Annotated in this window: 13 protein-coding genes; 8 read left to right on the forward strand and 5 right to left on the reverse strand. The window is 69.2% G+C overall.

Annotated features, from left to right (window positions below):
* Positions 1-115 precede the first annotated feature (115 nt).
* The 6 genes from ABT063_RS40625 (at position 116) to ABT063_RS40650 (ending at position 3,277) form a co-directional block, all read left to right on the forward strand.
* Positions 116-583 carry a hypothetical protein gene (locus ABT063_RS40625; RefSeq protein WP_351065875.1) on the forward strand — a complete coding sequence of 156 codons (468 nt, stop codon included), beginning with the start codon at positions 116-118 and terminating at the stop codon, positions 581-583.
* Between the two features lie 34 nt (positions 584-617).
* Entirely contained in the window at positions 618-881 is a 264-nt protein-coding gene (locus ABT063_RS40630; RefSeq protein WP_351065877.1) for a hypothetical protein, read from the forward strand.
* Between the two features lies 1 nt (position 882).
* Positions 883-1,812, forward strand: coding sequence for a hypothetical protein (locus ABT063_RS40635; RefSeq protein WP_351065879.1), 930 nt, complete (start codon positions 883-885; stop codon positions 1,810-1,812).
* A gap of 51 nt (positions 1,813-1,863) precedes the next feature.
* Positions 1,864-2,367 carry a hypothetical protein gene (locus ABT063_RS40640; RefSeq protein ID WP_351065881.1) on the forward strand — a complete coding sequence of 168 codons (504 nt, stop codon included), beginning with the start codon at positions 1,864-1,866 and terminating at the stop codon, positions 2,365-2,367.
* A gap of 124 nt (positions 2,368-2,491) precedes the next feature.
* Positions 2,492-2,869 carry a hypothetical protein gene (locus ABT063_RS40645; RefSeq protein WP_351065882.1) on the forward strand — a complete coding sequence of 126 codons (378 nt, stop codon included), beginning with the start codon at positions 2,492-2,494 and terminating at the stop codon, positions 2,867-2,869.
* A gap of 27 nt (positions 2,870-2,896) precedes the next feature.
* Positions 2,897-3,277, forward strand: coding sequence for a hypothetical protein (locus tag ABT063_RS40650; protein ID WP_351065884.1), 381 nt, complete (start codon positions 2,897-2,899; stop codon positions 3,275-3,277).
* Between the two features lie 154 nt (positions 3,278-3,431).
* Here the strand turns inward: ABT063_RS40650 and ABT063_RS40655 are convergent, their stop codons facing one another.
* From ABT063_RS40655 to eno, 4 genes are read right to left on the reverse strand one after another with little or no spacing between them, the layout of a single operon-like run.
* On the reverse strand, positions 3,432-4,529 hold the full coding sequence (locus tag ABT063_RS40655) for an alcohol dehydrogenase catalytic domain-containing protein (protein ID WP_351065886.1): 1,098 nt from the start codon (positions 4,527-4,529) through the stop codon (positions 3,432-3,434).
* Between the two features lie 60 nt (positions 4,530-4,589).
* Positions 4,590-5,132 (reverse strand): carboxymuconolactone decarboxylase family protein, encoded by a 543-nt coding sequence (locus tag ABT063_RS40660; protein WP_351065888.1) that lies wholly within the window; start codon positions 5,130-5,132, stop codon positions 4,590-4,592.
* A gap of 49 nt (positions 5,133-5,181) precedes the next feature.
* Entirely contained in the window at positions 5,182-6,186 is a 1,005-nt protein-coding gene (locus tag ABT063_RS40665; protein WP_351065890.1) for a VOC family protein, read from the reverse strand.
* 60 nt (positions 6,187-6,246) lie between these two features.
* The gene (gene eno / locus ABT063_RS40670) at positions 6,247-7,575 is read right to left on the reverse strand and encodes a phosphopyruvate hydratase (protein ID WP_351065891.1); all 1,329 of its coding nucleotides are present in this window, start codon (positions 7,573-7,575) and stop codon (positions 6,247-6,249) included.
* Between the two features lie 455 nt (positions 7,576-8,030).
* On the opposite strand from eno, the gene ABT063_RS40675 reads away from it, so the two are divergent.
* Complete coding sequence (locus ABT063_RS40675) at positions 8,031-8,624, forward strand: NADPH-dependent FMN reductase (RefSeq protein ID WP_351065892.1); 594 nt, start codon at positions 8,031-8,033, stop codon at positions 8,622-8,624.
* 103 nt (positions 8,625-8,727) lie between these two features.
* Here ABT063_RS40675 and ABT063_RS40680 read toward each other — a convergent pair whose 3' ends face one another.
* Positions 8,728-9,741, reverse strand: coding sequence for a LacI family DNA-binding transcriptional regulator (locus tag ABT063_RS40680; protein ID WP_351065894.1), 1,014 nt, complete (start codon positions 9,739-9,741; stop codon positions 8,728-8,730).
* Positions 9,742-9,926: 185 nt separating this feature from the next.
* Here ABT063_RS40680 and ABT063_RS40685 point away from each other — a divergent pair, with 185 nt between their 5' ends.
* On the forward strand, positions 9,927-10,706 hold the full coding sequence (locus tag ABT063_RS40685) for a fumarylacetoacetate hydrolase family protein (RefSeq protein ID WP_351065896.1): 780 nt from the start codon (positions 9,927-9,929) through the stop codon (positions 10,704-10,706).
* The last annotated feature ends 164 nt before the right edge of the window (positions 10,707-10,870 follow it).

A 10,870-nucleotide genomic window follows, 5' to 3' on the forward strand; every position in this document is an offset into this window, starting at 1 on the left:
CCCGCACGACGAGCGAGTCGGCCCGGCACTCATACGAGAGGCGACCACCCCCCGTCGCCAGGGTGGACGGCGCGGCACCCGCCGCCCGCGACCACAGCCGGGAGAGGACTCCACCATGACCAGCACGTCACCACCCACGGGCGGACGCAGGCACCAGGACGGGCCCGGACACCGCTTCCCCTTCAGGGCACTGCGCTCCCTCGCCGGGCTCCTCGTGGTCGTCGCCTCGATCCTGGTCTCGGCCGCACAGCCGGCGGCCGCACACCCGCCGAGCGGGTCCGTGTACGTGTGGGCGAGCGACGTACGAGTGCGTACGTGCCAGAGCACGTCCTGCGACCTCGCCACCACCGAGCGGCTGACCCGTGTCAGGGTCCAGGCGTACTGCCAGTTGGACGCGGGCGAGCGCGGCCGCGTGACCGACGGCCCCTACACCAACACCTACTGGGTCCAGATCATCACACCCCGAAGGACCCTGGGCTGGATCTCGGCGGTGTACGTCAGCGGCGGCTCCAACAACTCCCCGGTGCCCGGTGCCCCGGTCGACAGCCCCACGGATCCCGACATCGACTGCGAGTACGTCTGAGCCGCCGACACCATCGGGGAAACCGGAGGACACAGTGAACGCACGCAGCACGGTCAGGGCGCTGACCACGGCCTTCCTCGCCGCCGCCGCGGCGGTGGCCGGTCCCGCGGCCGCGACGGCGACCGGGGCCGTGGCTGGAGAGAGGACCCAGGCGGGGGCGATTGACTTCACGGAGGTCCAGGTATGGGCGACCGGCGTCAACGTCCGCAACGGCGCCTCGGGAACACCCGCCTTCGAACAGTGCAAGAGCAACACGGGAGACGAACACCTGGCACACGTCAGTGACTGCGAGTACTGACATGGCACGGCTCCTCCGTCGAGGACACCGGGTTCTCCCGACCTCGGTGGCCTCCCTGCTGCTCGCCCTGGCCGCCGTCACCGTCGGCGGCTGCTCGGTCGGCGGCGGGGCGGAGACCTCCCTCGACGTCCCGGCACCTGTCTCCACCCACTCTCCCGTCTCGACCGCCGAACGGTCACTGCTGTACGACGCGGAGCAGACGCTCATCCGGCGATGCATGAGCCGGCACGGGTTCACCGTCCGGAAGGTGCCGGAGCACCCGCTTCCCGAGCACCGGGACTTCCCGTACGTGGTCGACGACGTGGCCTGGGCGCGCGAGCACGGGTACGGCAGCGATCTGGAGCGGCGGGCGCGTGCGCTCCGGGACACCGACCCCAACCGGCGCTACGCCGAGTCACTCGGCGCCGAGCGCCGTGCCGCGGCGATGGACGCGCTGCACGGGCGCAAGCGCAACGCGCTGACCGTGACACTGCCCTCCGGGGCCGAGGTGGGCCGCAGCGACGAGGGATGCACGGCGGAGGCCGAGACAGAGCTGTACGGAGACCTCGCGGCCTGGTTCCGTGCCGAAGCCGTCACCCAGGCGGTGTCCGGCCTGCGCCGGTCGCAGGTGACCGCCGATCCCGCCTACACCGGGGCCGTACGCGCGTGGTCCGCCTGCATGCACGGGCGCGGCCTGCCCCATCCGGACCCGGCGGCCGCCCGCGCCCGATTCCTGGACACACCCGGCAAGGGCACACCGACCGAGGAACGGCGCACGGCGGTCGCCGAGGCGGAGTGCGCGCTGAGCAGCGGGCTGTCCGACACCGTCGGCCGGCTGACCAGCCGGTACGGCGATGCCCTGAAGGCCGAGCACCACTCGGTGTTCCGCGAGCGGGACCGCCTGCGGCGCGCCGCGCTGCCACGGGCACGGGCGATCGCCGGCACCGACTGACCAGGCACCGGCCGACCCACGAGGAAGACCACCACGGAGAAGGGGAAGAGCATGAAGACCACTGCGTTGCGCGCCGGGCTGGCCGCGGCCGTTCTGACGGGGCTCACCGCGTTCGCGGTACCGGCGACGGCACAGGCCGCGGACCCGAACGGCGCCCCGGCCCCAAAGCCCGCGACCACAGCCGCGGCGGCCCCCGCGGCCGACGGAAACTTCTATGCCTACGAGTACGTCGGTCTCATGGGCACGTACTGCGCCTGGGCCGGTGACGACGCCAACTGGAGCACGTGCTCGCCGCGAGGCGGCATCCGTAACCAGGCGAGCTCGGTCGAGAACCGGGGCTTTCCGGGCGCCTACGAGGACGTCCTCGTGTACTGGGACAACGCGGACGACGCCGGCGGCTGGGACGGCGCACGAGCGTGCATCCAGAACGGCTGGTCGTACGGGCACCTGTACATGTACGAGTTCCCGGCGAACGGGGCGGGTGGCGGCGAGAAGATGGAGAACAACATCTCCGCCCACCGCTGGGTGCACTCCTGCACCGAGGACCCGCTGTAGCGAGAACCCCGCTCCATGAGCACGGAGCGCTGCCCGAGGATGCCCCAGCGACAGGGTCATACGGGCGCGCCTCCCGTTCCGTCGTACGGCCGGACAGGAAACATCCACGGCGAAGGGGACACCGATGGGGAAGCGATCCACCAGGCTGGCGGCCACCGGGCTGGCGCTCGGCGCGGCCCTCTCCCTCCTCGGCACGGCGGGCAGTGCGCACGCCGCCGAGCAAGGCAGGGACACCACCGTGCAGGCCGGCAGCAACATCCGGGCGGGGGCCACCACGACCAGCAGGTACCTCGGCACCACGAAGTCCGAGAGCGTGGGGGCGATCAGCTGCTACACGTACGGCCAGTACGTGAGAGTCGGCAGCTACGGCACCGACGTCTGGTACTTCGGCAACGTCTTCGACGAGGGCTCCAACCCGCCGCACGCCTACCTCAACGTGTGGGTCTGGGGCGGCAACGTGAACGTGGGCGCCGACCCGGCCCCCGGTATCCCCCGCTGCTGATTCCGAACCGAACCGAGGAGTACACCCATGACCAAGCGAAGTGTGTCGACAGCGGCCGCCGGGATCGTGCTCGGCGCGGCCGTGTCCCTGCTCGGCACCACCGGGACCGCCGAGGCCGCGCCCACCGGTGCCACTGGCTACGCGACGACCGTGCAGGCGCACAGCAACCTGCGCGACGCCCCCAACACCAGCAGCCGCATCTGGGGCACCACGACGACGGTGACCGAGGCCGGCGTCGAGTGCTACACCCGCGGCCAGCGCGTCACCGCGGGCGGATACACCACGAACGTCTGGTACTTCGGCACCGTCATCGACTACGACATCGGCCACATCTACTCCAACGTGTGGATGTGGGGCGGCAACGTGAACGTGGGCGCCGACCCGGCCCCCGGCATCCCCCACTGCTGACCGGCCCACACTTGCGCAAGGCACACCCCGCGGCGGCGTCAGGGCAGAACAGGACCGCCGCGGGGTGAGAACGGGGCGTTCAGGGGCATGGTCGGCCAAGGAGCGGATCCGGACGAGCAGGGGACGCCCGGATCCGCCCCTTGGGACCTGCGGTTCAGGGGATGGCGACGTAGTTGCTGAACCCGCCGTCGCGGTCCTCGAGGCCCGATATCGCCTCGTTGACCCTGGACAGCGGGAACGGCTTGGCCTGCAGGTAGGACAGGTCCAGGGCGCCCGTGGCCACCATGTCGGCGAGTTCCTGCCCCTGCGCGGTGGAGAACCAGTTGGAGCCGATCAGCTGGACCTGCTCGTCCATGAGCCACTTCACGTCCACGGGCAGCCGATCGGCCACGCCGCCGACGTTGACGACCTTGCCGCCCCTGCGGACGCCCCGCATGGAGTCGAGCATCGTCTCCACCGGTGCCTTGGCGCCCAGGGCACTGATCACGTAGTCCGCGCCCTCGCCGCCGGTGCGGGACTTCGCCCACTCGCCGGTGGAGCCGTCACCCAGCCGGAAGACCTCCACCCGGTCCGGGGCCAGTTCCTTGACGCGCTTGAGGAGCTCCTCGTTGCGGCCGGTCCCGAGGATCCGGGAGGCACCGGAGGCCAGCGCGAGTACGGTCGCGGCGACCCCGAGGGTTCCCGTGACCCCGTCGATGAGCGCGACCTGGCCGGGTCCCGCCGCGGCGTTCTTGAGGGCCCCGTAGGACGTGCCGATGTAGCCCAGCTTGCCAGCCTGCTCGAACGCCATGTTGTCCGGGATGTTGACGATCGAGTACTGCGGGGCGGTCATGTACTCCGCGAAACCGCCGTACGGGTACAGGTCGAAGATGCGCTGGCCGTCACGGGAGGTGCTGAAGTAGCCGTTCAGCGTGAAGTAGCGGCACCGGCTCAGTTCACCGCCCCGGCAGACCTGGCAACTCCCGCACCCACGCAGGGGGTTGACGTACACCCGGTCACCGGGCTTGGTGTTCAGCACCGCCTCGCCGACGGCTTCGACCACTCCGGCGGCGTCCAGGCCGAAGACGGCGGGGAACTTGGGCAACGGCTGGTGCGGGAACCACGTGGGCCAGTTGTTGATCACGTTGGCCATGTTCGGCACGATCCCGCACGCCTTGACCCGCACCAGCACGTCGGTCGGCCGCGGGGTGGGCACGTCGATGGTGTCCACCGACATCGGCTCACCGAGCGCGTGCAGTCGTGCAGCGAGCATTTTCGCCATTGAAATACTCCTTGGAATTCCTGCGAAAGCGCGCAGGGCCGTTCAGAAAGTTCAGAAAGGGTTTGCGTAACCGCTCTCAAGGTCGATGTCCAGCAGCCCCATAATGCGGACGCCGGAGTTGTACCAGGCGACGGACAACGACAGTTCGACCATCTGCCGGTCCGTCAGGCGGTCGGCCACGGCCCGCCACGTGCCTTCCGAGACATCGACCTGGAGCGTGGATTCCTTGGCGAGGCGCATCACCGCCTTCTCCGTCTCGTCGAACAGGTCGGACGACTCGAAGTCGGCCACCGCCGCGAGCTGTTCCTCGCTGAGTCCGGCCTTGAGCCCGTGCGACTGGTGGTGCGCGACCTCGTACGCGGACCGGGTCGCGTAACCCACGGTCAGGATCGCCAGCTCACGCAGCTTGGGGCTGAGATCGGCGGCCCGCAGCGAGTTGGCGTAGGTGAGGAAGGCGTCCAGCTGGGCCGGCGCGCCCGCGAGGGCGAGGAAGATGTTCGCCGTCGGTACCTTGCGTTCGGCCTCCAGCCGGTCGTACAGGGGTTTCTGTGCCTCGTCCGCGTCCTCGCGGCGCAGGTAGGGGACTCGTGCCATGGCGTCTCCTCGGGGAACGTGATCGTGCGAAAGGTCAGTGGACCGACTGTCAGGGGGCGGACTGCTCGAGCAGGAACCGCTCCATCGACATCGGCTTCGGCAGCTCGGCCGGCGGAATCTGCGGCGCGCCGACGAAGGGCGACGCCTCGAAGTACCACTTCTCCAGGGCCGGAAGGCCCCACCGGGCGTTGGTGCTCAGCGATCCCGCGTCCCAGCGCACCGGCTCGATCTCGGTGTCGATCGTCTGGTAGTGGCTGTTGAAGACCTCCACCCGGTGGCCGTCGGGGTCGCGGAGGTAGACGAACAGCATCCCGCCCGGACCGTGCCGTCCAGGGCCCCGCTCCACACCGTCGCCGTAGCCGAGGATGCCCGCCCAGTCACAGGCGGTGAAGATGTCGCGGCTCTCGGAGACGGTGTAGGCGAAGTGGTGCAGGGCGGGCCCGGTGTTCTCGATGATCGCGAGGTCCAGGCAGGTTCCCTTGCGGTACATGAAGGCACCCAGCAGCTTGTCGCCGTGCTCCAGGTACTCCGAGTTGCGGAAGCCGAGCTCGCTGTAGAACGCGCACAGCTCGTAGGTGTCGGGCGCGAAGATCTGGTAGTGGTCCAGCCGCTGTGCGTGGGCGCCCTTGTAGGACTGGAAGTCGATGTGCAGCCGCGGCCGTGTCTCCATGTGCGCGCACAGTTCGATCGGCGTGCCGATGGGGTCGCTGACGTGCAGGGTGCGGGCCTGGTACGGGACGTCGACCCACTCGGCGGGCAGGCCCCGCTCCCGGAACCAGTCGTAGGCGAGGTCCAGGTCCTCGTCGAAGAAGACCCGGTAGCCGACCCTCTTGCACGTGCCCGCGCCCTCTTCGTCCAGCTCCAGGACGAGGCTGTGGTGGCAGGCCTCGGCCAGGCCGCGGAGGTAGCAGGTGCGTTCGTCCTCGTCGCTGACGACGAGCCCCAGCGCGTTCACGTAGAAGTTCCGGCTCTCGGCCAGGTCGGCCACGGTGAGACGCACATGGCTGGAGCGGGTGATGTTGAAACTCGGGCGCAGATTGACGGGAGGCAGCATGGTGGTCTCCGTGCTCCGATCGGCTCTGGATTTCGATGACTGTAATACTTCGAGACCGTTTTACGGCTTGGTCGCGGAAGACGCCTTGGTTGTGGAAGACGCGGACTCGGCGAATGTGAAGGCGGACCATCCGCTGAAATTCGCGGATTCGCCGAGGGACTCCTCGATACGCAGAACTTCGTTCCACTTGGCCATTCGCTCGGAGCGGGTGAACGAGCCCACCTTCAGCTGACCCGCGTCCCAACCGACGCTCAGATGGGCGATGGTGACGTCCTCGGTTTCCCCGGACCGGGCGGAGACGATCGTGCCGAAACCGGCGTCCTTTCCGGCGCGCAGGGCCTGGAAGGACTCCGTGACGGTACCGGCCTGGTTCGGCTTGACGAGCACGGCGTTGGCCGCCCCGCTGGTGGCCGCGGCCTCCACCCGCTTGGCGTTCGTGACCAGGTAGTCGTCGCCGATCACCTGGCAGCGTCGGCCGTACCGCCGGGTGAACTCCAGCATGCCCTCGTGGTCGTCCTCACCCACCGGGTCCTCGACGGAGAGGATCGGATACTGCTCGATCCAGCCGCCCAGCATGTCGATCAGCGCTTCGGTGTCCAGCGTGCGGTCGTCCAGGGCGAGCGTGTACCGCCCGGCACCGCCGAACTGCGAGGCCGCGACGTCCAGCGAGATGCCCACCTGGGACGAGGGCGTGAAGCCCGCGTTCTCGATGGCCAGGGTCAGGGTCTCCAGCGCCTCCTCGTTCGAGTCGAACGCCGGCCAGAATCCGCCTTCGTCGGCCACGCCCTGGGCCTTGCCCGCCTTCCGCATCAGACTGCCGGCGGCACGGTAGATCTCCGCCGTCCAGTCCAGGGCCTCGGAGAAGCTCCGTGCCGCGGGGCACATCACCATGAAGTCCTGGACGTCGACGCGGCGGTCCGCGTGGGCCCCGCCGCCGAAGATCTGGATCTCCGGCAACGGGATGCGAACCGGCCGCCCGTCCGCCAGGTGCTGCCACAGGGGTTCGCCCGCCGACGCGGCGGCGGCGTGCAGAACCGCCATGGACGTGGCCACGATCGCGTTGCCGCCGAGACGGCTGCGGTCGGGGGTTCCGTCGAGGTCCACCAGCAGCCGGTCGACGGCCTCCTGATCAGCCGCGTCACGGCCGGCGAGCGCGGGGGCGATCTCGTGGTTCACCGAGCCCACCGCGCGCCGGACGTCGAGCCCGCCGAAGCGGCTGCCGCCGTCGCGCAGGTCGAGCGCCTCTCCCTGTCCCGTCGAGGCGCCTGCCGGGGCGATCGCCCTCCCCACCGCACCGTCACGGAGGTGGACCTCGACCTCGACGGTCGGCCGACCGCGTGAGTCCCACACCCTGCGGCCGTAGAGCTTGGCGATCCGCGCGTCTGTCATTGCGGTGCAACCTTTCGGAGTTCGGACGATCGGGCGATGAGCGGGGTCCGTGCCTGTGCCCGTGGCCTGTCGTCGAGGGACGGACGTTCCAGCGGCCGGAGACCCCCGCGGAGCGGCACCCCGGATCGGTGCGGCGGCGCCGGGCGCGATCGAAGCGTCGTACGGCTCTCTTCGTGGCGAGGGCTACTCACCGCCGCGTCCTGAAGTGCTAACGATAGCGCAATCGTGCGAATCGGCGGCGGCTGTGTCAAGGGGCAGGTGACGCTCGGATCCAGTGGGTTGGTCGTTCGTTCCCGCCCCATTGGTTCACCGGACGACTGATGCTATCGTTCGCACAACCCGCCGTCCCCCGGCAAGAACTCCGGCGGACCTGCGCTCTTCCTGGACGGACGGACAGCACAGGCAGGCGCGGGTCCGCCGGGCCGGATCGCGGCCGAAAGGAAAGCGAGCCCGACATGGCAGCCGAGCCCTCCGTGGCACCGATGACCCTCACCACAGTTGTGGCCAGCACACGTCCCGGACGTGTGGGCAGATCCGTCGCGGACTGGTTCACCGCCCGGGCCGTGGAGTACGACCAGTTCGAGTCGCACACCGTCGATCTGCGGGAACTCGCTCTTCCCTTCTTCGACGAGCCGTATCCGCCCGCCCTGCGGCAGTACACGAAGAGCCACACCCGAGAGTGGAGCCGGATCGTCGACGCGTCGGACGCGTTCGTCTTCGTCACCCCGGAGTACAACGGCGGCTTCCCGGCCACCCTGAAGAACGCGTGGGACTACCTCGTCGTGGAGTGGCAGCACAAGCCGGCCGCGTTCGTCAGCTACGGAGGCGTCTCGGCCGGCACCCGGGCGGTGCAGATGGGCAAGCAGGTCGTGGCGAACCTCAGGATGCTGCCGATCGGTCCGACCGTGAGCATCCCTTTCGTCAGCGAACGCGTCGAGGGCGGCGCTTTCCGGCCCGGCAAGATACACGAGGCCGCGGCCGAGCAGGTTCTCGACGAACTCACACGCACCGCCCGCGTCATGCGCCGGCTGCGCAGCGGAACGTACTGACCTGGTGCCGAAAACGCGAAGGCGCCCGGAGCGATGCGCTCCGGGCGCCTTCCGCGTCTACGGGCGAGGCCGTCCATGGCTCAGCCGGACATGGACGGAGCCCTCAGCTCCGCGCCGGGGGCGCGGTGCTGCCGCGCAGGACCAGCGACCCGGGGGAGACCGAGGTGTAGGGGCCGTCGTTGCTCGGCTTGGTCTTGAGGCGGCGCATCAGCCACAGTGCGCAGCCGGTGGCCATCTCCTGGATCGGCAGGCCGATCGTGGTGAGTCCGGGGCCCCACCAGGAAAACCCGGGCTCGTCCCCGAACCCGACCACGGACAGTTCCCCGGGCACCTTCACGCCCTGCTCGGACAACTCCTCCAGCACACCGAGGGTGAGCTGGATCGATCCCAGCACCAGCGCGGTGGGCGCATCCGGTCCCCGCAGCAGCCGGCGGATCGCCCGGCGGCCGTGGTCCACGGATGACGGTGGCCCCAGCTCCGTGCGCCCGGCATCCTCCGGCAGACCGCCTTCACGCAGGGCGCCGCGGAAACCCTCCAGGCGCTCAGCGCCCGTGGGCAGCTCGACCGGGCCGCCCAGGTAGGCGATGCGGGTGTGCCCCAGTGTCACCAGGTGGGCCGTGGCCTGACGCAGCGCCTCGCGGTCGTCCACGCCGAACCACTGGGAACCGAGCGACGGGTGGCGGCGCAGCAACTGCAGGTGCGGCACCGTGCGCAGGAGCTTGACGGATTCGCTGTGCGGGCGCGCGGTGGGCACGATGATGACGCCCGCCACGCGGTTCGCGGACAGCTCCCGCAGGTGGCGGAGCTCCACCATCCGGTCGTCGTCGGTCTCCGAGAGCATCAGCTGGAAGCCCTCGGCCTCCATGTTCTTGGACAACTCGTGCGCGATGGTCGAGTAGAAGCTGTTGCGGATGTCCGGGATCACGAGCGCGACCACGTTGCTGGACGCACCCCGCATCATCCGTGCCGCGCGGTTGCCGACGTAGCCCATCTCGGAAGCGGCCTGACGGACCCGGAACTTGGTCTCCTCGCTGATGCGGGGATCGTCGGAGAGTGCCCGGCCGACCGTCGAGACGGAGATTCCGAGGCGTTCGGCGATGTCCCTGGTCGTGATCACGTAAGGGGCCCCCTCGAGCTGACTGATCCCGTTGCCGTCACTTTCCGTATGCCAACGATAGCACTTTCGTCGCGCTCCGTGGTCGGAAAGGTGAGGATGGCGGATCGATCGTCGTCTTTGTGCTAACGTTAGCACTGCTGGAGGGTCGTGCAGCCGCCTGCGGCTGCCTAGTTGCGGAGGTTTCCGTGCGGATCGTCAGGTATGCCGTCGGCGGCGAGTGTCACTACGGAGAACTGGAAGCCGGTGACGCCAGGATCGCGAGATTCCAGGGTGATCCCTTCACCGGGCTGTCCCCTACGGGGCGCGTCGACGAAGTCGGTGAAGCAGTCATTCTCCCGCCGCTCGAACGCCCCCGGATCTTCGGATTCGCCTACAACTATGCCTCGCACATCGACGAGACCGACCGCGACGTTCCGGAAGTTCCCGTGTGCTTCATGAAGCCGAGCACGGCGGTCATCGGGCCGGGTGACGCGATCGTCTATCCGGCGGATGGTGAACTGATCCACTTCGAAGGCGAGTTGGTTGTCGTCATCGGAAAGGAAGCCCGCCATGTGAAGTCCTCCGAGGCCCATGAGTACGTCCTCGGCTATACGTGCGGCAACGACGTCAGTGACCGCATTGTCCAGCGTAAGGAAAGCAAATTCGGAACGCTTCTGATCGGCAAGGGGCAGGACACTTTCGCTCCCCTCGGGCCGGTCATCGCGACCGAACTCGACCCTGCGGCACTGTCTCTGACGACCCGTGTGAACGGCACCGTCACGCAGTCGGCGAGCACGGCGGACCTGCTGCTCGCCGTTCCCGACATCGTCGGCTACCTCAGCCGCTACCTGACGCTGCTGCCCGGAGACGCGATCATGACGGGTACGCCTTCCGGCGTCGGGCCGATCCGCCCCGGAGACGAGATCGAGGTCGAGATCGAGGGCATCGGCGTCCTGCGCAACCCGGTCGTGGCCGAGAGGCTCTGACACCGGGCGTCCGCCGGGCGATCACGCATCGGGGCCCGCCCCCCCGAGCAAAGTGGGGGGGCCCCCCGTAGTGGAGAGTCGGTGGTACGGGGGGATGAAGACGGAAATCCCCGGGTTTTTTAGAGGCGCGCCCGCGGGGGGGAACAAAAACACGTAACCGAGGG

The sequence above is a fragment of the Streptomyces sp. NPDC002838 genome (assembly GCF_040295365.1).
GTDB lineage: Bacteria > Actinomycetota > Actinomycetes > Streptomycetales > Streptomycetaceae > Streptomyces.

Excerpts from the sequence above, each read along its gene's own strand:
- ABT063_RS40665 (WP_351065890.1), bottom strand. The coding sequence starts at position 6,186 with ATGCTGCCTCCCGTCAATCTGCGCCCGAGTTTCAACATCACCCGCTCC.
- ABT063_RS40635 (WP_351065879.1), top strand. The coding sequence starts at position 883 with ATGGCACGGCTCCTCCGTCGAGGACACCGGGTTCTCCCGACCTCGGTG.
- eno (WP_351065891.1), bottom strand. The coding sequence starts at position 7,575 with ATGACAGACGCGCGGATCGCCAAGCTCTACGGCCGCAGGGTGTGGGAC.
- ABT063_RS40625 (WP_351065875.1), top strand. The coding sequence starts at position 116 with ATGACCAGCACGTCACCACCCACGGGCGGACGCAGGCACCAGGACGGG.
- ABT063_RS40675 (WP_351065892.1), top strand. The coding sequence starts at position 8,031 with ATGGCAGCCGAGCCCTCCGTGGCACCGATGACCCTCACCACAGTTGTG.
- ABT063_RS40640 (WP_351065881.1), top strand. The coding sequence starts at position 1,864 with ATGAAGACCACTGCGTTGCGCGCCGGGCTGGCCGCGGCCGTTCTGACG.
- ABT063_RS40650 (WP_351065884.1), top strand. The coding sequence starts at position 2,897 with ATGACCAAGCGAAGTGTGTCGACAGCGGCCGCCGGGATCGTGCTCGGC.
- ABT063_RS40655 (WP_351065886.1), bottom strand. The coding sequence starts at position 4,529 with ATGCTCGCTGCACGACTGCACGCGCTCGGTGAGCCGATGTCGGTGGAC.
- ABT063_RS40660 (WP_351065888.1), bottom strand. The coding sequence starts at position 5,132 with ATGGCACGAGTCCCCTACCTGCGCCGCGAGGACGCGGACGAGGCACAG.
- ABT063_RS40645 (WP_351065882.1), top strand. The coding sequence starts at position 2,492 with ATGGGGAAGCGATCCACCAGGCTGGCGGCCACCGGGCTGGCGCTCGGC.